Below are 20,949 nucleotides of genomic sequence, written 5' to 3' on the forward strand. Positions count from 1 at the left end.
CTTATTAACCTCCTGTTCTTCTAAACGCCAGTTTACTAAATGGCAATTGCTTCAATTGATCAAACGTCATCACGTCATGTATATCGCGTATGAGCAAGTAGTTGAACGCATACGCCACCGCCAGATGCGCCGGCTTGATCTCCTCGATCGCCGACTTCAAGTCCTCCAGATTTGGCGGGATGCCGAGCGTATCTACGAATTTAACCGTGAAGCCCCATTCCTCGGGCTGAAAAGATATCTCGACCGTGCCGCCGTCATAAGCCTCCGCCACATTTTTCACGAGTGCTCCGGAGAAGGTTCCCGCTCCGCGCAGCTTGGACTCCAGCACCGCCCGCCGCTGCTCGATCGGCTTGTTCCGGTCGGTGGGAATGCCGAGATCCATCTCCCAGCGTTCCAACCCCCAGGTTGCTGTACGGACAAAAAACTGATCTGCGGCTGAGTTCAGCGCTTGGTAAAGAGCGTCCAGCTCGCTGCCCTTGGCATCCATATCGGATAACATGACGCGGGAGGTTTCGTAATAGGCCGGAAGATAAGAAAACAGCTTGCGACCGCGCAAGCTGTTCATTCGGACATTATTCACTTACGCTCACCGTCCCGAGCACCGCGACCTGACCGGAGCCAATTTCGATGTTTTGCTGCTCAGTGTGGCCGTTAATCGTCAAATCCGAGTAGTCGACGATAATCGGGATATCCAGCAGTACGGCGGCAATACGAGTGTATCTAACCAACGGATCTTTCCTATTAAAAGCAATCTGCTGTAAATACGCCCGAACGCCGTCCTCGATCAGCTTCCGAATATCGTCCATCGTCGAAGGCTGCTCCTGCGTACGCTGCACTTTAACGGAGATATCAATCGGAACTTCCGCCGCGGGCATCACGGTAATAACGGGGCCCGCCGGAGCAACGCCTTCTCCCTGTCCATCCTGGGACGGGTCAATGTGCTGCTGAACGGCATCCACGATATCCGGGCTTGCCGCACGCTTGTCCGTATCCAGAAGATACAGCCCAACGGTGCCACTTCCACGCCGCCAACGCCGGCTATCTCATTGGCCCACTGCATGTACTGCGCTTTGTTGCCGCTCGTCCCCTGACTTCGGACTTTGGCGTAAAAACGCTCCAGAAGCGACTGGTCGCTTTCGGTATCCGTCCCGCTCCGCGTGGGTTCCGGGTTCGTAACAGATGTTACGCCGCTGACCGACGTCATCATAAGCTGAATGACGCCTGCAGGAACATTGCCGCTGCTGCCCGGCATGACAGCTCGGATTGTCGCCGTACCGAAACCCACGTCACTCAGCGTCACGTCTGACGTGGTCACATACTCCACGGAGGATTCCCCGGAGCCCTCATCGGCTGGTGTAGCTACGTAGGTTCCGGCAGGCACGGTCGTCCCCGGCTTCCCCGTAAACACAACGCTGCCGGACGAAGCGACCGCTTCACGCCGGGTAATCCCATGCTCTGCCGTCCTTAGATCGAGTTCGGCAGACCGGATATCCGGATGATCGCTTGCCACGGTGCTCGCAAAGCCTCGACGCAGCAGCTCCTGTGCCCACAAGGCGGCCTCAGACAGCATAAACGCAACCGGCGCCTGCGCATCCCAAATAAAAGAGCCCTCCGACTTGTCGATGTCCGAAGGCACTTTGTTCAGCATGCGGTTCATAATATTCTCTTCCGTCTGATCCAACAAATATAACGGCAAGTCTGCCATCAGATCACCACGCTTTCTATGATTTCCGTCTCATCCCGTACGCTCGTAATGCGGCAGCTGAAGCGGCAGGCCTCTCCTTCCCATTCAAAAAGAAATTGATCCACGCTCTCCGTTCGCGCGTCCGCCAGCAGCGCCTCGGTTACCATGCGATGAATTTCGCTCTCTTGCAGAGATCGGTCGTAGCCTTTGCCGACCAGTTCCTCCAGCTCGTTGCCGTAATCGCGCGTATAGATCAAATGGCGGTATCGCGGCGTACGGATCGCTTTTTCGCACCAGATGACCCAAGCTTCCTTGTCGTCCGCAACCGGAATCTTCCGGGTGGGAGTCATCACGAACTCGCCGGCTTCAAAATCATACCGCCAGCTCCGTCCAAAAACGGCTCCTTCACCCTCCAGTACCTCCGGATCCGTGGCATCCGTCCAAACCATATCCTCGTTTTCGGGAAACAAATTAGCCACCGCTGCTCACCACCTTGCATACAACCACCACGTCATTGCCGCTGTTGACCCGAACGGCCAGCACGCGGTCCCCCGGTTTCAAGCCTTTTCCTAGCTCAAAAAGGGTATCTTCGACTTCATTTTCTTCCACATCAAATGTCATTTCCTGCGGCTGTCCTCCCAAAGTGGCGGTACCAGCAGCCGTATAACGGGGCAAGGACAGCATTCCTGGCAGCTCCGCCACCATATAGTCCTGCAGCTCATGCTTGAAATCATCCAGCTTAAGTCCCGTCGAGGTTATCGTGCCGAGCACGGCCCCTACGCCGCCCATGGCTTGACGGGTTTGCTTGTTCAATGAGGCATATAGGGAGGATGCCAATTGTCCATAGGGGTCTTTATTCAAGGTAAAACCTCCTTTTTACATCGTCATAACTCCCCAGCTCCAGCATCATGCTCCCGGGGTTTCCCAGCTCCCGGCTGACGGAAATCACGAGCAGCTTCATCGAGCCCAGCATGACCGCATCTCCGGCACGGATCGTATTGACATCAGGTGCATTCAGGGAGATCGTCTCCCGAATCCCCCTCAGTTTGCTTCGGGCCAGCTGGCGGGCAGCCGCAGGCGACTTCACTTCATCATCCTGAATGATCGCTTGGAGTTGGCCGTATTTGGCGATATCCTTCTCCTCGATGGCCATTACCTTGGAAGGAACCTCTTGCCCGGTCTCGCTGGCGGCTGTCGCCAGCACCTTGACCTTGGTCGCCGCGCCCTCCAAAGTCCGCGATTGCGTGGTATCCGTGATAGCCTCCAAGATGTAGACTTCTTTGTTCGTTCCCAACTCATACAGCTCAAGACCTGAAGAGATCATCCGCGGATGATACAGCTTGCCGCCGGCTTTGGCCGTCTCCCGCAAATCAGCGAACATGCTGGCATAAATCGACTGCGTCCGATAAACGGAACGCCCCAGCTGCTTCTCGGTATCGGGCAAAACGGCTATTTTCAGGTTCCAGTCCGCCGCATACTTTTTGAACCGCTGGGTGGCGGTCTGCTTCGCCGGAAACAGATATTCATCCTCCGACTTATCGAGGTATACCGTCCGATCGTACAGCGTGAGGGTCATTCGCTTCACCCCATTGTTGGAGGTTTCCACTTCCCACACGACAGCCGGGTGCAGCAGGGGGACATAATCTTTTTTACCGTATGGTATTCCGCTGATCCGGATCGCCATTCCCGGCGAAATCGGCGGCATATCCGGCGTGACAACCAGATTGACGGTTCCCTGGTAAGCGACTTGTTCAAGCGAATCCCGCAGGTTGATAGCTTCCACCAAGGGAGACAGATCGTATTGATCCTGCAAAATCACCTTGTAATTCATGACAGCACCAGCTTCTGGCCGGGTTTGATGGCGTTCGGATCTTTGCCGATCGTCTTCTGGTTCAGCTTGTAGATCTGGTTCCATTTCGAGCTGTCCCCGAGCTCCAGTTTGGCGATTTTGGAGAGTGAGTCCCCTGACTTAACGGTGTACGTCTTGTTCTTTTCCTTCATGTCGGCCCGGGGCTTTTTATTTGTTCCAGATGCCCCGCTGCTGCCTGCGGTTTTGGCCACCTTCATGTCGCTCCATGTCCGGAGCGTGATGTCAAAATATACGTCTCCAACCTCCCCGCCCCGGAACGTGGACTGGTGGGAAGCGACGTACACCGGCACGTTCACCGCCGTCTTGGTAATGACAAATTGCAGCGGCGTTTTATATGCCAGAAACTCGTTTAGTTTATTCATCGCGGTTTGCGGTTTAATATGATCTCTCTCATGGCCTTTACAAAAAGCTGCATCATACTCTTGCGGGAAAAAGGAAGAGAACGATATCTCTTTAATCCGATTCCCTTGCGGAAAATCAAACTCTCCATAGTTGAGAATCGTGGCCGTTTCCAGTCCCTTTTGCCTTGAAATGGTTACCTCTTCCGGATTAACCGGGAATCGGAATGTCATGCCTTTGCCGTTCTTCAAAATAAACTCCACCTTAGGCCCCTCCTTTCTGTATGGATGCCTTCGGACCGACTTCATAATTGCCGTTAACCATTATCTTCAATAGGCCATCGGAGTCGGCTTCCGGTTCTGGGCTGCTTTGCTGAATTCGGCTCTCAGCCGCTGCCCGATCAGAAGAATCAATCCTTCTACATCGATCGGGTGCTCCTCATGCACCGTTACCTGCACCGCGCCTGAAGGTAGATTGTAATTCACGGTTGTCTCCGTTTTGAAATCCATCAACAGGCCGGATATCGTGCTCATCTGCTCCGGGCTGATCTGAACGGATTGCGGGGACGTCGGCTTCCCTGCAAAAGCTTGGTTTTGCGCTGCACTCACGGGTGGACCTAAAGTACTCATGCTTGTAGCATGGGTAGGCGGCATATACGGGCCGTATGTCGGGCTCAATGTTGGATTTGGCAGCAGCGGCTTGCTGAAATCAGTCGGCGTTGGTTTCGGGATGATGGGAGCCGGAAGGGCAGCTGCACTCGAAGGGGGTTCCTTCGGTTGAGCAGCTTCCTTGTCTTTTTTCCCGAAGGAAAACGTTTTGGAGAACCATTTCGACACCGTCTCCTTTCCCTCGTTGAATTTATCACCGATACCGGTAATGGCGCCGCCGACCTTCTCGCCAATAAAGCTACCTACGGTGCCGCCGAGCGTTGAGCCGATCATCGTGCCTGCAACCGGGATCACGGAGCCGACGAGGCCGCCGATCGTGCTTCCGATACCGCCGCCGACGGTAGAGCCTATCGCTTGGTTTCGTTCTTTTCCCGGTTTAGCGGTAGCGATTGCGGTCGCATCGGCTATAAAACTTAATGGGCCAAGTGCGCGTTTACCAAGCCCCTTCATCAAGCCGGAGCCTAGGCCGCTTTTGCCGGCATTTTTCACTGCATTTGCTCCAGTGCTACCGTCAGCTGCCTGTTTTACTGCATCTGATCCTGCACCGGCCTTAACAGCGCTCGCCGCGCCGCCGGATACGATGCCGCTGGCACCGCCGCCGCCAAATATACCCTTGGTTAAATCCATAACACCCTTGATTGATTTCATTGCACTAGTTCCCGTATTGCCCGAGGTTTCGATAACGTCTCCCAATGTTTCTGCCTTCTTAAAACGCTTACCCCATTTGGTTAGTGGCTTTTCTCCTTGGCTATTCGGGGTCGTGGCAGCCTGGTTTTGACTGGAATTGGATCCACGGCCGCCCCCCCTTCTGACCCCATTGGGCCTAGGCGCCGTCCTGGGGGCAGGTTCAGGGGCCGGTTTATCTTTACCCCATGCTTCGCGCATCTTTGTTCCTTTTCCATATAGTTGGCCCCCATTTTTCATAGTGGAACCTATCGCGGTTATAGTACCAAAAATATTTAGCGCCGTATCCCATCCAGATTTTTTACCACTCCCGCCGCCTCCAAGCTGAAGCGATCCAAGCGCATCCGTAAGCTTATCCACCGCAGTCGTATTCGCATTCAGCGCAGCGATCATCGGAGAGAAATCAAGCCCTGCCGCCCGCAAATCCACCTGAACGCTCGCCTCAATCTGCTTCTGCACGCTCAGGTTTAGATTCGTATCAATCTGCTTCTGCACATTCAGCTTCACATTTGCCGAGGCCTGGATCACTTGGGACTTCACCCGCTGCATTTTGGCCAGCAGGTTGTCCAGCCCCTTCGAGGCGCTGTCCTTCAGCACGATTTCTGGCGCCATGCGGGTACGCCCGATTCGCATGACGCGTCCCTGGATCCGCTCAAAATAACGCTCCATCGCCCGCAGCTCGCGGTTGGCCTTGATGACGTTTTTCGGATCGATGACCAGATTCATCCGGTAGTTCATGGCTTCAGCCATTTCATTTCACCTCCTGTTCACTTCAAACTCTGACTGGCCATGCCCTCGATCTCCTCCTGGGAGAAAGCGAGCAGCAGCAGGCGCTCGCCTCGCGGGAGCCGCCAAAAATCTCCGGGACGAAGGTGATGCCGGACCCACAGGTGATACAGCATCGTCGTCATTCCCCCGGAGCCGATCAGTTTTTTAGGTCAGCAATCTCAACTCCGAAGCCGGACAGCTCCAGCACTTTATCCCCTACGGCATCCAGCTCTCCGGCCAGCAGCATGCGGCGAACCGCCTGCTCTCCTCCCGACAGCTTCAAGCGGCTTGTAATCCGCGGATCGCCCCAACCGCTAAGCGTCAAACCCTTCACCGACAGACTGCTCGTGGCCTCGGAAATTAGCAATGCATTAAACGTCTCCGTATCCACCTTCTCGTCCACCGCACCCTTTATCGTACGGCGAACGGTACATCTCTCGCGGATGCTGTCGACCTTGCTCGAGGTCAAACCCTGCAGCACCATCTGCATATCCAAGCGCTTAATCCGTACCGTTTCCTCCGGAAGCTTCTCAGCTGCTTCAAACAGACTGTCCAAAATTTGCTCTTCGCTCATGTTCTCGTGCAAGCTCATGCGTATATCTCCTTTACTCATAAAATAATAGATTTCATCTTCCTATTGCAGTGTGCGACGCCCGTCCGAGTCAGGCATTCCTTACCGGGCGAACCCCCGCTTTGTGACGCACTCATGCAGCGCTTAAGCAGAAACCTCTTAATCCCCCTGAATCGGATCCAACAGCTCGTACCCCTCAAAGGTAAACGAGGTTTCCTCCTGCACTTCCTCGCCCGCCGTCCAGTTGGCCAGCTGGATTTTGTCCGGCATGCAGCGGATCAGGCGAACGCGCTCATGGCCGTAGGATTCGGGATCGTCCAGCTTGGAGATGATATCGAATTTGGTGAAGCCGCGGGAGATCATATCGGAAGTAACCTTGTACCCGCTCATTGTGCCGGTTCCTTTTTTGCTGCCGTTTTTGTGCACCGTCCAGTCGTTGCCGACCAGCTTCAGCTCGCGCTTCTCCAATTCCACGCTGGCTTCCAGCTTATTAATGTGCGTCTGCCAAACCCCGTCGATATATGCCTGGCCGTATGTCCCCATAATGACTCTTGAAGCATCCAACATATTAAGTTCCTCCTCGATTTCGTTAAGTTTTTAAGAAAAACGTTTATGGACGTGCATCCATAGAAGGCATTTCGGTTCTCATCTTAAATGTACTGATCACTCTTCTCGTTATTGCACGTAAAACGTACCGAACAGCTGCTCCATCACGTCGGTCAGCTTCACGTTCCACTGCAGGAAGACCTGGTCCGGCTCCGGCGTGTTCACGGCGGAATCGCCGTAGTAGGCCGGATCGAGAATGACGTCATAACCGTCCGGCTCGATGACATTGCTCAGCGACAACGAAGCGAGATATTCCTTCACGGCGCCGATCAGCGCGAGTCGGCCTTCCTCGGTATTGTTCACCTTGCCGATGTAGGTCTGTTCCGCGGCCAGCTGCAAATCCGCATGGATCGCATCCATCACGCGAATGGAACGGATTTTTTTCCAGGCATTGTTTTGGCCTTCCGCCGGATTCACCAGCGTGTTGATGCCGCGCAGCGCCTTTACCTGACGACCGTCGTAGAACAGGACGAATACGCCATTGCGTACGGCCTGCTCCTGCTCGGAGCGCGTCCAGCGGCGTGTCACGTCCTCGAATGGCGTTACCGCGTATGTAGCGGATTGGTTCAAGCGCTGACCGGCAATAAGCCCGGCCACGTAAGCAGCCGTCTGCGCGGAACTGTAGTTCACGCCGGACAGACGCACGCCCGTACCCACATTGATGATCCCTTCATGGTTCAATGCAAGCGACCGGTCTGCGGCCAGCTTGGCTGCATCCTTGGAGATGTCGTCCGCCGCGCTTCCGCCGAATACGGCCATCACGCCGCGTCCTTCTTGACGGAGACGCTTTACCCAGGCCGCAAAGCTCTGCAGCAGAGCCATATCCGCAGCGTAATCTAGGGCGAGTACGTTAAATTCCTGGCCTTCGACTGCATCCAACATCTCGACATAATCTGCATTCGTCAGGCCCCCGTTGCCGCTCTTGCCTCCGGACAGCGCGGCTCCGTTCACGTCAGCGGGAACGCCGGACGTTTCCAGTGCGGTTGCCGTCACCCAGAGGTTCTCGGCATCTTCGTTGATCTGCGCCGCCATCGACGCTGCTGTGCCATCCAGGCTTGTATAGGTGCCAAGCAGTTTGGCGCCTTCATAAAGGCGAAGCTCGCGTGCAGTCGGGTCGATCAGCGACGGCTGCACCGTTACGGAGAAGCCGTTGCCACGGCTGCCCGGGTATTTGGCCTCAAGCTTCAGCACGTCCGAAGGCGTAGCTTCCGCATTTTGAAGCGTCACGCTAGCCGCTGCCGCCGTATTGTCCGCCAAACGATAAGCCAGCAGCTTTTTCGGACCGCCGAGCAAGGCCAGATAAAGCGTCTCGTAAGCGGTAGCGCCATTCTGGCTATCCGCGGAATACTGCTCGGAAATCGCGAACTCGCTTCCGATCTCCACGAACTCCCGCACCGGTCCCCAATTGGCTTTGACCGGCACGACGACCGTACCGCGACTGCCGCCCTGAACAGCCGACGCGGCTGCTGCCTTGAGATTCATATACAAACCCGGCAGTACCGGTTTATTCGTGCTTTCCCATGTTCCACCTGCCATGATTAGACCACCTTCGCTTTCATGAATTGTTGGATTTTTTCTTTGACCTCGGTTACCGTGAACTGCTCTCCATCTGCCCCATACATGGCACCCGCAAGCACTTCCGCCCGAACCTGGAACAGTTCATGGGCGTGTGCTTCAAGTTCCGCCAAGGCATATCGGGGAGCGCTGCTCCCGGGAGCTTCGGATTTGAGTGTTTTTTTCACAGCCATATTGGCCACCTCACTTTAAGATAGGATGAATGTTAACGCGCCTGATCAAGGCGGCTTCCTCCGGCGAACGGTTCTTCCGCTGGGCCAGGGTCAGCTTAATCTGACCGTCCAGAATGGGATCGGCCTGCATATCGGAGGAAATTTCCGCAACTGATATATAACGGCGTTCCTGTAGGTCCAGAACCAGCTGGACCTGGGTGCCAAGCTCCTCCACCAGCCTTGCAGCCGTGAGCTGCTCGTCCGCGGAATCCAGGGAGGCGATATGCCCGATAAAGGTTTTGCGGACCTCGAACATCGAAGCTCCCGCCATTCGGGTCTCGCAGCCGGTCATCCGCCATAATACGGCGTGATCCTCCCGCCCCGCAGGCCATGCCGTATGGTAGATGCGCCAAGGACCACCCAGCATATCTCCTGTCCAGGCTGTCAGCGTATCCAGCCATTCATCCGGCTGTCCGACGGAGCCTGCCCCGGATGCCTGCGGCATATAGATCCCGAATCGCAAGACACGGATCATGCTGCCTGAAACAGGATCAAGCTTGTCGGCCCCCGGAACACCCAAATAATGAAGCTTGAATGCATTTCCGTCGGCTCCGGCAACCCGCTTGCGGTGAAGTCCCTGAATGAGTAGATCCGCCCATCGATCCAATTGCGGCAGATCGGTACGATCCCCATGCAGCTTCAATCGCACCACCTGCCGGTACCCGGCCCATGAGGATTTCCAGACGTCCTCGCCGAGCGTGATCACGGCATATAGCGGTTCGCTTACCCCGTCCGGCGGATGCACGTCATATACATGGCCGTCAAGCTCCGGAATGAGGAATGCAACGGCCTGTTTGACCGCCCCTCTCATTCCGCGGTTTGCCGGACGCTCTCCGGTCGGCCATAGGACAGCCAGCTGCTCATGACGATCACATGCTTGTGCAATATGACCCCCTCCTTTCTTGTCATATAAAGAATCGGAAATGAGACGCACCAGGCATCAACCGCAGCAAAAAACCGGTCCTTCTCAAGGCCGGCTCACATCGACTGTGTGTGTGTTCGGTACGCTCTGTTTTGCTTCATTTCCGATAATACAATCTTACACCCCTAAATCGGATGCGCTGACGCCTTATGGGACGTTTCATGCTGAACTTTAAGCGGAATGTCGGCGGGAAATAGCACGAACTCATGTTCGTATTTATAGTTGATTTCCCAGTCTTAACTTGTTTTTCCCGTGAAATGCTGCCTTCTATATTAGAAATAAAAAAAACCGGAGGACGTCCATAATGGAGGTCCTCCGGTTTTGCTTGATGTGATGATCCATGCTCGCGCTTGTCAGCTCATTTTGCTCTTGGCGGCTTTCTCTAATTCCTGCAGCTTCAGCAGTCCTCTGTCCGCCAAAGCCAAGGCCAATTTATAAAAAGCACGGGTGCGGATCTTCGTATACGTGTCCTTGCTGACCGGCGGCTCGAGGATATGGTTGTACACTTTGTAATCGAATACGTCGTCCTGTTTCATGTACCGTTCCCGAATCAGGGTCTGCTCCCGCTCGCCAAGCCGTTCCACGATCGATTCGATCGTTTCGCAATACTGCTTCCTGGCCGCCGGCATATCTACATTATATATGGCAACCGCTGCCGTCTGGTCCGAGGTGACGTTGGTCGGTCCGTGGAACCTCTCCGTGTAGGATGCGGTCACGCTCATCTCCCTGACTTCGAATGTAATGGTTTTATAGATGCGATATTTTTCGAATATCGCTTCAACGGCGCTTTGGGTCTTTCTGCGATCCAATTCCGGTAACAATGGATTCATTCGGAAACACTCCCCTTTTATTGTCATGGTCAAGCTTACAATTTGCCATTTGGCAGAAGTCGGTTCTTCATCTCGTGTTCGCATATTGTTCGTATTTTTCATTAATATACCACTATTTGGAGACCGGCGTAAACCTTCAAATGGACGAACTATATAGAGGAATATGGGACATCCCTCTCATTTTCTTGCCTTTTGGCAATAATCCTCTCTTTTATTTTACCTGTTGGCAAAGGATGGGAATGCGTTTATACTATATGTAGATGTTTCAGATGGACTATGGTGAGGAGTGGCCGGAACGTGGAACGCATATTTGGATCGTACTTGAAAGAGATGAGGGAGAACAAAGGCTGGAGCATCAATCAGCTGGCCCAGGCCGCCGACATCAGCGGATCGCAGATCTCGCGGATCGAGAATGGGCTGCGGGGCATACCCAAGCCGCAAACACTGCGCAAAATGGCGGAAGCGCTCGAGGTTCCCTATGAAGAGCTGATGAACAAAGCAGGTTATCTGCAGCAGGATGCCGCCAAGCACGAAGAGATACCGGCTCCCGCTTGGGCAACTTCCAGGGATAAACGGGATTTCAAGAAAATGCTCGAGGATGACGGCGAGCTCATGTTTGACGGGGTCCCTCTGAGCGGGGAGGACAAGCAGCGCATCAAGGACGTCTTGACCGGACTGTTCTGGGAAGCCAAGCAGATGAACAAACGCAAGAAATAAATCCACATGCATAAGGAGATACATAACGATTCTTACGATTCAACCAAAACCAATATTGCAGGTGAACTGCCATGGATGATCATTTACAACCTTTAATCCGTCAGCTGATCAAAAAACATCACACCAACTGTCCCTTTGAAATAGCGGCTTCCTTGGGCATACATATTCGGTTCGCGGATTTAGGCCAGACGACCAAAGGACTGTATTTCCGTAAACTAAGACGGAGATTCATCGTCATCCACAATCAGCTGCCGCCGCCGTGGCAGCGCTTCGTATGCGCGCATGAGCTGGGGCATGACCGTCTTCATAAGGGAATCAGCCGTTTTTTTCTGGAGGAGCATTCCTATTTCAGCCCGGGCAAACTGGAGCGGCAAGCGAACCGCTTTGCCATTGCCCTGTTGACCGCAGGTCTCGCGCCCGGACCCGGAGAGTCCCTGCACGAATTCTATCTGAGAGCCGGCATTCCGCAAGAAATGCTATATTTTTTTAGATTTTAAACGAACATACGTTCCTGATTAGCATCCATTCTTTACTTTCATTCAACCACCGATGGGCAAAAAAGAACCCGCCTTTGGCTTGTCGCCAAAAGCGGGCTGCTGGGGAAGCCAATGCTTCCATTGGATAAGAAATTATCCGTGAGGAAGGCAGAGAGACTTCATCTATTATTGGGTCCGTTTAACTGCGCTCATAACGGTTCAAAGATAGCAACCTGCCGCTTGCCAATCTTCAGACGTTGAATTCTTTTAAACCGGTCATGCTTTAATTTCTGGCCTTTGTCGGATATGACGGCAACCACCGAACGGGCGGGATCCAGGATCGCATGTATGCCGTTAAAAAAATCCTCCACCGGCGCCTGGCTTCCGCCGCTCCAGCTAACCATGTCCCCGTAAGGGAGATCGGTCATGACGATCTGGGTCCCCTTGCAGGAGGCCAGGCTTTCCTCCGGTTGGGGCTGGGTAATATCGGCTTGAAAACAAACCGTTTCTTCCAAACGGGACATTCTTATCAGCTCCCGCAGTCGGTCAGCGCTTTCCAGCGCATCCTGATGGGATGGCTTATGATAGAGCGCCAACAGCTCTTTCAGCTGTTCGGTGCGTTGTTCCAGCCCTTCTTCACGGAGCAGCGACAGGTTCTTCCCGGCGATGCCGAGCACCTCCGCGTTAATATCAGAGCCGATGACGCGGCGAATGCGCCGCCCATGCAGCAGGCCCACCACCGTCAACAGATACGCCCCTCCGCAGCAGGGATCGTATAAGGTATAAGGCCCCTGTACGCCTTTTTCCTCTAATATATGAAAGCACCGCTGGGCAATCTCGCTGGCCAGCCTGACGGGAAACGACGTCGTTCCCTGCGCATTATACAGCACCCGGCCGCTCGCGAAATCCTCGTAGCTGCGCTGGGCTGATTCATAGATATATTCCATTCGAACGATTCCTTCCATCCGGCTAAAGCCTGAGTAGTTTCCAATGATTCCTCATACAGATTAACATCCCTTGGCCATATCTCAAAATCCGGTTGCGGCTCCCTGCTCACAGTTTCAACGAACGGCTTACCTTTCCCTTCGATAAGGCAGAAATGACGGTTCGGCATGCGTAAAACCGCAATAATGTCGCGGTGGAAGCATGATCACAGCTAACAGAAGCTTCAGCCTGCCGCCTCTACTTATCCAGATGGGACATATAATCAAACGCCGTCGTGCCGTACACGTTCTTGAAATGCCGGTTCAAGTGGGCAAGATCCGTGAAGCCGCATTGGGTCACAGCTTGATAAACATCCCGGCTGTCCTCGATCAGATGCTTGGCGCGCTCCACTTTGCAGTTCAAATAATACTGATAGGGCGACAGCCCCGTATTCGCTTTGAAGGTTCGGATGAACTGATACTTCGACATCCCGAACTCCCCGCTCAATTCGTCCAGACGGAGGACATGCTCCAGATGATCGTGCATCATGTCTTTCGCCTTCCGCGTAAATACGCTGTCCTTCCTGCCGTCCGGGTTCAGAATATCCTCGTTAAAATGCCCCGCCAAGCCCAGCAGCAGCTCGCTGCTCTTAGCCTCCGGCTGACCCGTGAAGATCGACCTCGTCACATCCAGAATGCTCTGCCGCAGTCCCGCATGATATACGATCGGAGATTGGAACCGCGCGATATCCTTTTTCTGAGTCAATTCCAGAAAGAGCTCCGGATGAATATAGATCATCACGTAGTCGATGCCCGTTCGTTCCTGGGACCAGCCATCATGATTCTGCTCCGGATGGAACAGCATGACCCCGCTTTGGTAAGAAGCCTGCTGGCTGCCGTCAAGGACGTATTTCTGTATGCCGCGCAGCGTAACGCCGAGGGCATACTCCTCGTGGTAATGCTTCTTGTATTTGAAATCCGTCAGGCTTGCGGACAGCGCCGTAATGCCCACCGCTTTTTTATAAATAAACTGCTCCATCTTCCTTCACCCCTTTATGAGCTCCGGTATGCCGGATACGACGATCGCCGAATACAGCAGAAACAAAGCCAGGATCGTGTTGGTCGTCCTCCGATATTTTTGCATAATTCCTTGAAAAAGGCTACCGCACACGGCCCAGGTCATATACGCGGACAGCCCGATTAACGATACAGCGACCACAAACGCCGAAACGACAGGGCCTGCCGTATAATACGGCATCACGTAGCTGGGAATGACCGTCAGCGTGAACATTACCACCTTCGGATTGATAAACTGCATCAGAAATCCGGACGTAAAAGAAGCCGTTTGGTTAACGCCGGACTTGGATACGTCCATATTATACACTTGATACGCAAGATACAGCATGAACAGGCAGCCGGCTACCCGCATGATCGGCAGAATGATCGGCATGCCGGAGGACAGCAGCTGGCCTAATACGACCGAAGTGGCGATTAATAAGAAAAAAGCGATGGAGGCACCGGCGATGTAGCGCAAGGTCTTCTTCATGCCGGAGTTTTGGACCGAAGACAGAATGACGATATTGGACGGTCCCGGCGAGAAAGCCACGATAAAACAGTAAATAAAAAACGAAGACAGGTTCATGATGATAGCTCCTAACAAAGGAATTTCCTTTGTCATTATAGAGCCGGACGCGAAGCGGGGCATAGTACATTATTGCAGCAGAACAAGAGCCGTAACGAGTACGGCCCTTAAGCGAAAATCATTTCATGATACCGTCCTTAATGACCGGACTGGTGCGTCTTCGGTTGCTCCTGCGCATGCGCGCTGCCGGATAAATTGAGCAGCACGACGCCTACGATGATCAGCAGGATCGAGAAAACTGTCTTTCTTTCATATCCGATATATCAAATGATCCCAGCGTGTTTTCGATCGATTCGTCTCGTCATCCAATATTGAAATAACGTTGTTATAAGGATTACTGATTGGTATTTTGATTCTCAGTTGGGTAAACAAAAGATCTCCGATGAAAAATCCTAACGAGTTCCATAAATAGAGCGAAACAGCGCCGAGTACAATAATCAAAGCGCCGGAAAACGCATTGCAGGCCACTTCGATGCTTGATAGCAATGGAGAACAAGGAGTTTCCTTGCGTAAGCAGCTTCTTATCAAGGATTTTGGGAAGCGCCGACATTTGAGTCGGATAAAAACACATGTTCAGCGTCGTTAGTATCGGCGTAATGGCAAGCACTAAACCGACCGTCAAAAAGCGAAAATAATGCGCCACAGGCACAATGAGCAGCAGCAGGGCCTAAAGAGAGCTGGGTATATACCAGCAGCCCCCGCAGCGGAACACGGTCGATCATGGGACCGGAAAACAATTGAATGATCATTCTTTGTTAATATTACACGCATCATCCAACCCGGAAGCCTTTTGAAAGGTCGCTGCGCGAATCATGCGGCTTATGCAGCAGTTCATCGGCGCGGACGCATTCATACCCTTGGATATGGACCGTGTCAATCACTTCCTCAAGGCTTGCGATCATTCTGCTTGGGGCATCAGGCTCCGCCCCCCAAGTATCTCCGCTGTCATGCAGCAAAATAATCGAGCCAGGCTCAAGCTGATCCAAGATCCGTTCTTTGAGCGGTATGTTCTTGCTCCCCTTGCCCCAATCCCACCCCATGATCGACCACAGCACGATCCGGTATTTTCGCAAAGCAAATAAATCGCCTAAATTTAAAATCCCCCATGGAGGACGGTAAAATGCCGGGCGCTCGCCCGTGATTCGTTCGATGATATCGGCAGACCGGTGGACATGCTTATTCCGTATATGGCGCGGACTCATTAGCCAATTGGGAAGATGGGAATAGTTGTGAATCCCGATTTGATGCCCTTCCATGTGGATGCGTTTCATAAGCTCCGGGTATCGCTCCGCTTTGCTGCCCAGTACAAAAAAGGTCACCTTGATCCTTTTTTTCTTGAGAAGATCCAGCAGTTTAGGAGTATGCAGCGGGTCTGGGCCATCATCAAAGGTAAAAGCGATCTGCCGGCCACGCCGGCCGCGCAGGGTTACCCCAAATCCCCAGATCCGTGTGATAACATATGGAATGATCATATAGATAAAGACAAACATCAGCAGCAGATTCAGCATCACCATACTCATGCCGTTTCCTTAGAATAACGCAAAAGCAATGATTTTCTGGTCAGCATCAGCATTTTGGGCACAAGCTTGGGAGCATTTTTCTTCGTGCGTTCCCGGCCCACCGGATGCAGCACCTTGAGTAAAAGCCGCAAATAATAAGTAGAGAACACGCGAAACCCCTTGGATTCCAGCGGATGCAGCTCAAAACCGAGCCCGTGAATAATACCGCGGTGCAGCAGCGTTATTCCAGTCAAAGCTTTGACCTGCGCAAGCTCCGGTTCCGTCTCCATCGCCTCGCTAATTTGCGTGATCGATCTCCGCAGCATTCTTGCGGTCAAAAGTGCGGCCCGGTCAGCCCCCAGCTCTTTGGAAAGCTCCAATACCTGCCGGTTGTCCAAATGGAGTTCACCGACCCAATCCCCCGAATAAATCCACTCTCCGTCCTGGCACTTCAGGTTTTTTCCATGATGCCGGCGGATGACCAGCTTGCAAATCCCGTATCTTTTTAGTCCGGCGCTGCGCAGTTTCGTGATTTGATCAAAAACCGCTTCCCAAGCCATCCATACCGACTGAGCGCTTGCCTTCGTAATAGTAGCTAATATGTTCATTATCGGTCACATCTTTCCTTTTCATTTTTGAATCGGTCTTCTGCAGTTAGACCTCGCCTTTATTCCCTAGTTAGATGGCGGAAAACCTAAAACCCATGCCATTATATTAAAAAATGATTCTATCTTTTCCCTTTCTTGTTTCTTAATGTTTTCTTAAGTTTTAATACTGGGGATATGTACTGAAGTCTGGCGGAAAATACGCGCACCAACAAAGGCATCATGCCCAGCCTGATCGCTTTTTTATCCGAGATGGATATGCACTGCAAAATGCCGAAGCTAAGCCAGGCTGAATTCCCCGGAGTTGAACACCAAATTCATGTAGGTATCTCCGTAAAAAAGCACCCTTCTTGCAGGCGAAGCTGCCGATAAGAAGAGTGCTTTTTTAGTTAAGCTACGTCCGTCTTATCTACGTTACGGAACGAGAGATAAGCAATCAGGAGACCGATAACTCCCAAGATCAACGGTATCGTTATATTTGTGCTAAGCGAAAGACCCTGGGTGTTGTTGCTGACTAAGACCACGATAATGATCGAGGATACGATCGTTGTCGGTACGGATTTTTTTCGCATCCCGAAGAATAAAGGAATGAGGCTGAGGCACGCTGCTGACAATGTTTGGATCAACAATTGGATCCCCGTATGCAGTAGTACGCCGGCCTCCAGTTTTCCCGGAATAAACTGAAAATGGCTGTTCAGAGCCAGAATGGATATACAGATAATAAGAGTCGAGATGAGCATCGCTCCAAACGTAAGAGCCAGAGCCAGCAGCATTTTCGCCATGATCAGTTTTTTACGCTCGACCGGGTACGTAAACAATAAGCTGATCGTTTTATTTTTGTATTCCTCAATAATAAATCTGCTTAGCAAGACTGAAGCAAACACGATAAATACCGCACGGCAAAGTAGCCCCGCTATCGATAACGCATCGGCGAAACTCGCGAAAGCAGGACCTCCGCCCCTCTCCGTGTAGGCTATATCGGCGACACTCCCGAATGCAGGATCTCCGCCCCCCTCCGTGTAGGCTATAAGAAGCATGAAACCGGCGCATAGGATCGTTGCAATAACCGCCCCTCTATAAAACCAGGCTAACTTCTGCTTTTTCATCTCCATACGGATCAGCTTAAGCATACTGCTCACCTCCGCTAATCTGATGCATAAAATACTCCTCGAGCGAAGTATGCTTATGGTTTATCGATTCAATCGCCACATCATTCAGTACCAGCGCCTTGGTCAATTCCTGCTGCGTAAATTTGGACTCGTAAATGCGTATGGCTGAATCACCGACGATTTTGAAATTGCTGACTTTCAGCTGATTTTCCAGTACAAATACAGCTTGTTTGCATTGTGGGGTCACAATTTCGATATAATCTGTGTTTTCGCTGCGCATCTCATCCATAGACACTTCGCGGATAAATTTGCCGCCCTGAAGGATGCCGATCGTATCTGCAACTTGTTCGATCTCACCCAGCAAATGGCTGGAGACTAGCAGCGTCATCCGGTACTCCTTGCTCAACATGCTCAGCAAACTTCTAAAATCCTTAATTCCGACCGGATCAAGTCCATTGATTGGTTCATCCAGAATGAGCAGCTCGGGTTTGGTTATAATGGCGCGGGCCATGCCCAGGCGCTGCTTCATGCCAAGCGAAAATTCGGATACCGATTTGCCTTGGATGGAAGTTAGATTAACCATCTCAAGCGCTTCTTTAATTGCATGTTTGTTATAATAACCCATATATTCCGCATGCATCTCCAGATTTTCAATCGCTGTCATTTTATCGTAAAAAATCGGATACTCGATGATGCTGCCAATGCGTTTAAACATTTCAACCGATGAAGGCGTAAGCTTCTCTCCGAATATTTCAATTTCACCGCTGGTTGGTTTGACCAGATTCAGCATCATTTTCATTAGCGTTGTTTTACCGGCTCCGTTTGGACCAAGCAGTCCGTAAATCTGCCCCTGCTTGATATTCATACTGACGTCAGAGACAACATCTTTGCCTTTATAGGTTTTGCTGACATGGCGGGTACTGATGACATAACTCATTTATATTTGCCCCTCTCACTTATCTCTTGATCATAGTATAACCGCCAACATTTTCATATTTCTTGCGCAATTCTTACGAATCTCTTAAGTGTAGAAAGCGACTCGAAAACAATCATATCACATGGAATAAAAAAAGACCGATTCACTCACAACCCGTCAGATTAATGTGCCGACACGTTCGTTTAAGAGATTTCTCATGGTCTCCCAATACGGTGGGATCGTTCCCAAGAACGAGAATCAAACAGAAAACCCTCTGACGCCAGCCATTGTAGCGTGACATCAGAGGGTTATTTCAGCTTCGTAAGAATCGATCCCGTCTCCTACGCTACTTTCGCTTTTTGTCTAGCACTAATATGATGTTAAGAAGCCGCGCTACGATAGCTTCTTTAACGAGATCGTGAAAACGGTCCGTTCATACGGCTTGCTTGTGACGCGAATTTCCCCGCCCATCAGCTCGATCAGTCTTTTCGTAATCGTCAGACCCAAACCGCTGCCCTGGAATCTTTTATTCCTTGAATCCTCCAGCGTATACATCCGCTCGAAAATAAGCTCTTGATCCCGTTCATGAATACCTTTGCCTTTGTCCCAAATGTCGATAAGCACCCGGCCCTGCTCATCCCGCAGCTTCATGCCGATCACCTTGCCCTGTGAACCATAACGGATCGCATTGCTCAGCACATTGTTAAATGCGCGGTTTAGTCCTTCTTCATTGCCCCATGCATAAAGCGGCGTTTCTGGAATATCGATGTCAGCCTGCAACCCTTCGGATTCGATTAGATCATAAAACATCAGCATGCTGTTTCTGGAAATTTCATTGATATGTATGCGGGTCAGGGGCATCTCCTTATCCCCCGATTCCAGCTTGGCCAGGTCAAAAAAACGGTTGATCAACTCTACGATCTCTACAGTCTTCGTATGCACCTTATCCAGTAGCCGCTCCCTTTCCTCCATTGGCAAGTCGGCCTTCTGGTTCAACGTTTCGATATAACCGAGCACCACGGTAAGCGGCGTCTTCAAATCATGCGATATGTTTGCCAACATCCGGCGCATCGCGATTTCTGTACGCATAAATCCTGTCTCGGACTGCCTGGTTTGCAAAAGCAAGTGATTGATGGCAATCAACAGTCTACGATATCCTGGATCCTCCGTAAAAAGCAGCAGTTGCTCCTGCGAGGACGAATCCTCAATCGTATTCAGTTTATCGATGATGTAGCCGAGCTGCTTAGCTCTTTTTTTCCGACCCATCCACTGCATCACATTCAGCAACGCCAACATGATCACAACAATCAGCAGAACGGCAACCACTAAAATTCCCCCAAACGGTAGCCGATGCCCCACAGCGTTTTGATGTACTGCGGATCGGAGGGCTGATCTTCAATTTTGTCGCGCAAACGGCTCATATGCACATTAATGACATTTTCATCGCCGAAATAGTCGTCATTCCAGACGGATGTGAAAATGTGCTGCTTGGTGAATACCTTTTTCGGATTCGTCATAAACAGCTTTAAGATTTGCAGTTCTTTGGCCGTCAGCTTGATCTCCTGGCCGTTTTTGGTCACGGTCAAATGATCCAGATCCATCTCTAGTTCATGGACCCGGATGATTTTATTTTGCTCAGTTGGGGGTGCTATTACATAAGCCGTCACGCGGCGGATAGCGGCCTTCACTCTCGCCGTCAGCTCAATCATCGAAAAAGGTTTCGTAATATAGTCATCCGCGCCAAAACCAAGGCCGAGCGCCTTGTCCACTTCCCCATCCTTTGCGGATACGATCAGTACCGGCACATGGCTTTTCTCCCTGATTTTTTTAAGAAATTCATTCCGCTGATCTTGGGCAGCATCATATCCAGCAGTACGAGGTCATAATCTCGCTTCGCAAACCGCTCGAGCGCCTCCTCTCCGTCTTTGGCAAGCACCACCTGAAAACCTTCCATCGTCAAATAGCTCTCTACCATCTCGCCAATCGAGCTGTCATCCTCTACAAGAAGTATGTTCGAAGCCACGTCATTCACGCCTTTCTTTTTACGTCCATAACTCTAATATACTGGAAACAACGGCCCCAAGGTATATTCAGATTCATCTTCAAATAACCGCTCAAGCTAAAATAACCCCACAAACTGATCTGTTGCAGCCTTGCGTACCGCCGAGTGTCGCATGAAGCACGTGTACAAAAATACAAATCGAAGGCTGCATGACCCGCATCTTTTAAATGTGAGGGATGCACAATGGACGCTATTTTAGAACGTTGTTGCGGTCTGGACGTTCATCAAGCTACGGTTGTTGCTTGTGTTTTAACCGGCCCCTTTGAATCAA

The 20,949-nt window shown here is 51.8% G+C and carries 23 protein-coding genes and 2 pseudogenes; 2 read left to right on the plus strand and 23 right to left on the minus strand.

Annotation, left to right across the window (positions count from 1 at the left end; genetic code table 11):
• Positions 1–4: 4 nt before the first annotated feature.
• The 14 genes and pseudogenes from AC3RCL_RS26865 to AC3RCL_RS26930 form a co-directional block, all read right to left on the minus strand.
• Positions 5–580, minus strand: coding sequence for a YmfQ family protein (locus AC3RCL_RS26865; protein ID WP_492533057.1), 576 nt, complete (start codon positions 578–580; stop codon positions 5–7).
• A pseudogene (locus AC3RCL_RS26870) lies at positions 573–1,705 on the minus strand (baseplate J/gp47 family protein). The gene AC3RCL_RS26865 and the pseudogene AC3RCL_RS26870 overlap by 8 nt, the downstream one beginning before the upstream one ends.
• Positions 1,705–2,163 (minus strand): DUF2634 domain-containing protein, encoded by a 459-nt coding sequence (locus AC3RCL_RS26875; RefSeq protein WP_492533059.1) that lies wholly within the window; start codon positions 2,161–2,163, stop codon positions 1,705–1,707. The pseudogene AC3RCL_RS26870 and the gene AC3RCL_RS26875 overlap by 1 nt, the downstream one beginning before the upstream one ends.
• Positions 2,156–2,545, minus strand: coding sequence for a hypothetical protein (locus tag AC3RCL_RS26880; protein WP_090908881.1), 390 nt, complete (start codon positions 2,543–2,545; stop codon positions 2,156–2,158). The genes AC3RCL_RS26875 and AC3RCL_RS26880 overlap by 8 nt, the downstream gene beginning before the upstream one ends.
• Positions 2,538–3,515: an XkdQ/YqbQ family protein gene (locus AC3RCL_RS26885; RefSeq protein ID WP_213579742.1), complete on the minus strand. Its 978-nt coding sequence runs from the start codon at positions 3,513–3,515 to the stop codon at positions 2,538–2,540. The genes AC3RCL_RS26880 and AC3RCL_RS26885 overlap by 8 nt, the downstream gene beginning before the upstream one ends.
• The gene (locus AC3RCL_RS26890) at positions 3,512–4,156 is read right to left on the minus strand and encodes a LysM peptidoglycan-binding domain-containing protein (RefSeq protein ID WP_096776598.1); all 645 of its coding nucleotides are present in this window, start codon (positions 4,154–4,156) and stop codon (positions 3,512–3,514) included. Before AC3RCL_RS26890 ends, AC3RCL_RS26885 begins: the two co-directional genes overlap by 4 nt.
• A 66-nt stretch (positions 4,157–4,222) precedes the next feature.
• Positions 4,223–5,995 (minus strand): hypothetical protein, encoded by a 1,773-nt coding sequence (locus tag AC3RCL_RS26895; protein WP_492533062.1) that lies wholly within the window; start codon positions 5,993–5,995, stop codon positions 4,223–4,225.
• A gap of 17 nt (positions 5,996–6,012) precedes the next feature.
• Positions 6,013–6,147: a hypothetical protein gene (locus AC3RCL_RS26900; protein ID WP_492533064.1), complete on the minus strand. Its 135-nt coding sequence runs from the start codon at positions 6,145–6,147 to the stop codon at positions 6,013–6,015.
• Between the two features lie 23 nt (positions 6,148–6,170).
• Positions 6,171–6,605 (minus strand): phage tail assembly chaperone, encoded by a 435-nt coding sequence (locus tag AC3RCL_RS26905; RefSeq protein ID WP_113060041.1) that lies wholly within the window; start codon positions 6,603–6,605, stop codon positions 6,171–6,173.
• A gap of 138 nt (positions 6,606–6,743) precedes the next feature.
• Positions 6,744–7,151, minus strand: a complete 408-nt coding sequence (locus AC3RCL_RS26910) for a phage tail tube protein (protein WP_009594594.1) — start codon at positions 7,149–7,151, stop codon at positions 6,744–6,746.
• Positions 7,152–7,259: 108 nt separating this feature from the next.
• On the minus strand, positions 7,260–8,726 hold the full coding sequence (locus AC3RCL_RS26915) for a phage tail sheath family protein (RefSeq protein WP_492533066.1): 1,467 nt from the start codon (positions 8,724–8,726) through the stop codon (positions 7,260–7,262).
• A 2-nt stretch (positions 8,727–8,728) separates the two neighbouring features.
• Positions 8,729–8,938, minus strand: a complete 210-nt coding sequence (locus tag AC3RCL_RS26920) for a YqzN/YkzM domain-containing protein (protein ID WP_492533068.1) — start codon at positions 8,936–8,938, stop codon at positions 8,729–8,731.
• Positions 8,939–8,948: 10 nt separating this feature from the next.
• Positions 8,949–9,788 carry a hypothetical protein gene (locus AC3RCL_RS26925; RefSeq protein WP_492536481.1) on the minus strand — a complete coding sequence of 280 codons (840 nt, stop codon included), beginning with the start codon at positions 9,786–9,788 and terminating at the stop codon, positions 8,949–8,951.
• A 464-nt stretch (positions 9,789–10,252) separates the two neighbouring features.
• Positions 10,253–10,729 (minus strand): ArpU family phage packaging/lysis transcriptional regulator, encoded by a 477-nt coding sequence (locus tag AC3RCL_RS26930; protein WP_015737378.1) that lies wholly within the window; start codon positions 10,727–10,729, stop codon positions 10,253–10,255.
• Positions 10,730–11,026: 297 nt separating this feature from the next.
• On the opposite strand from AC3RCL_RS26930, the gene AC3RCL_RS26935 reads away from it, so the two are divergent.
• Complete coding sequence (locus AC3RCL_RS26935) at positions 11,027–11,446, plus strand: helix-turn-helix domain-containing protein (RefSeq protein ID WP_009594555.1); 420 nt, start codon at positions 11,027–11,029, stop codon at positions 11,444–11,446.
• A 71-nt stretch (positions 11,447–11,517) separates the two neighbouring features.
• Positions 11,518–11,943 (plus strand): ImmA/IrrE family metallo-endopeptidase, encoded by a 426-nt coding sequence (locus AC3RCL_RS26940; protein WP_096776604.1) that lies wholly within the window; start codon positions 11,518–11,520, stop codon positions 11,941–11,943.
• A gap of 188 nt (positions 11,944–12,131) precedes the next feature.
• Here the strand turns inward: AC3RCL_RS26940 and AC3RCL_RS26945 are convergent, their stop codons facing one another.
• From AC3RCL_RS26945 to AC3RCL_RS26985, 9 genes and pseudogenes are all read right to left on the minus strand, one after another.
• On the minus strand, positions 12,132–12,869 hold the full coding sequence (locus AC3RCL_RS26945) for a hypothetical protein (RefSeq protein WP_492533071.1): 738 nt from the start codon (positions 12,867–12,869) through the stop codon (positions 12,132–12,134).
• 235 nt (positions 12,870–13,104) lie between these two features.
• Positions 13,105–13,884, minus strand: coding sequence for a helix-turn-helix domain-containing protein (locus AC3RCL_RS26950; RefSeq protein ID WP_492533073.1), 780 nt, complete (start codon positions 13,882–13,884; stop codon positions 13,105–13,107).
• A gap of 6 nt (positions 13,885–13,890) precedes the next feature.
• Entirely contained in the window at positions 13,891–14,487 is a 597-nt protein-coding gene (locus AC3RCL_RS26955; protein ID WP_492533075.1) for a LysE family transporter, read from the minus strand.
• A gap of 770 nt (positions 14,488–15,257) precedes the next feature.
• A complete protein-coding gene (locus tag AC3RCL_RS26960) occupies positions 15,258–16,007 on the minus strand; it encodes a polysaccharide deacetylase family protein (RefSeq protein WP_375121931.1) in 750 nt (249 codons plus the stop codon).
• Complete coding sequence (locus AC3RCL_RS26965; protein ID WP_492533077.1) at positions 16,004–16,594, minus strand: YkoP family protein; 591 nt, start codon at positions 16,592–16,594, stop codon at positions 16,004–16,006. The genes AC3RCL_RS26960 and AC3RCL_RS26965 overlap by 4 nt, the downstream gene beginning before the upstream one ends.
• Positions 16,595–16,980: 386 nt before the next feature.
• Positions 16,981–17,721, minus strand: a complete 741-nt coding sequence (locus AC3RCL_RS26970) for an ABC transporter permease (protein WP_096776610.1) — start codon at positions 17,719–17,721, stop codon at positions 16,981–16,983.
• Positions 17,714–18,637: an ABC transporter ATP-binding protein gene (locus AC3RCL_RS26975; RefSeq protein WP_096776611.1), complete on the minus strand. Its 924-nt coding sequence runs from the start codon at positions 18,635–18,637 to the stop codon at positions 17,714–17,716. The genes AC3RCL_RS26970 and AC3RCL_RS26975 overlap by 8 nt, the downstream gene beginning before the upstream one ends.
• 372 nt (positions 18,638–19,009) lie before the next feature.
• Positions 19,010–19,942: a sensor histidine kinase gene (locus AC3RCL_RS26980; RefSeq protein WP_283771828.1), complete on the minus strand. Its 933-nt coding sequence runs from the start codon at positions 19,940–19,942 to the stop codon at positions 19,010–19,012.
• Positions 19,942–20,591 (minus strand): annotated as a pseudogene (locus tag AC3RCL_RS26985) (response regulator transcription factor). The gene AC3RCL_RS26980 and the pseudogene AC3RCL_RS26985 overlap by 1 nt, the downstream one beginning before the upstream one ends.
• Between the last annotated feature and the right edge of the window lie 358 nt (positions 20,592–20,949).

It is taken from the genome of Paenibacillus sp. MT86 (assembly GCF_058792535.1).

Coding starts and splice junctions, on each gene's coding strand:
- AC3RCL_RS26930 (WP_015737378.1), bottom strand. CDS start 10,729: ATGAATCCATTGTTACCGGAATTGGATCGCAGAAAGACCCAAAGCGCC.
- AC3RCL_RS26900 (WP_492533064.1), bottom strand. CDS start 6,147: ATGCTGTATCACCTGTGGGTCCGGCATCACCTTCGTCCCGGAGATTTT.
- AC3RCL_RS26925 (WP_492536481.1), bottom strand. CDS start 9,788: ATGAGAGGGGCGGTCAAACAGGCCGTTGCATTCCTCATTCCGGAGCTT.
- AC3RCL_RS26955 (WP_492533075.1), bottom strand. CDS start 14,487: ATGAACCTGTCTTCGTTTTTTATTTACTGTTTTATCGTGGCTTTCTCG.
- AC3RCL_RS26905 (WP_113060041.1), bottom strand. CDS start 6,605: ATGAGCTTGCACGAGAACATGAGCGAAGAGCAAATTTTGGACAGTCTG.
- AC3RCL_RS26975 (WP_096776611.1), bottom strand. CDS start 18,637: ATGAGTTATGTCATCAGTACCCGCCATGTCAGCAAAACCTATAAAGGC.
- AC3RCL_RS26965 (WP_492533077.1), bottom strand. CDS start 16,594: ATGAACATATTAGCTACTATTACGAAGGCAAGCGCTCAGTCGGTATGG.
- AC3RCL_RS26895 (WP_492533062.1), bottom strand. CDS start 5,995: ATGGCTGAAGCCATGAACTACCGGATGAATCTGGTCATCGATCCGAAA.
- AC3RCL_RS26920 (WP_492533068.1), bottom strand. CDS start 8,938: ATGGCTGTGAAAAAAACACTCAAATCCGAAGCTCCCGGGAGCAGCGCT.
- AC3RCL_RS26885 (WP_213579742.1), bottom strand. CDS start 3,515: ATGAATTACAAGGTGATTTTGCAGGATCAATACGATCTGTCTCCCTTG.
- AC3RCL_RS26950 (WP_492533073.1), bottom strand. CDS start 13,884: ATGGAGCAGTTTATTTATAAAAAAGCGGTGGGCATTACGGCGCTGTCC.
- AC3RCL_RS26910 (WP_009594594.1), bottom strand. CDS start 7,151: ATGTTGGATGCTTCAAGAGTCATTATGGGGACATACGGCCAGGCATAT.
- AC3RCL_RS26970 (WP_096776610.1), bottom strand. CDS start 17,721: ATGCTTAAGCTGATCCGTATGGAGATGAAAAAGCAGAAGTTAGCCTGG.
- AC3RCL_RS26960 (WP_375121931.1), bottom strand. CDS start 16,007: ATGAGTATGGTGATGCTGAATCTGCTGCTGATGTTTGTCTTTATCTAT.
- AC3RCL_RS26940 (WP_096776604.1), top strand. CDS start 11,518: ATGGATGATCATTTACAACCTTTAATCCGTCAGCTGATCAAAAAACAT.
- AC3RCL_RS26945 (WP_492533071.1), bottom strand. CDS start 12,869: ATGGAATATATCTATGAATCAGCCCAGCGCAGCTACGAGGATTTCGCG.
- AC3RCL_RS26915 (WP_492533066.1), bottom strand. CDS start 8,726: ATGGCAGGTGGAACATGGGAAAGCACGAATAAACCGGTACTGCCGGGT.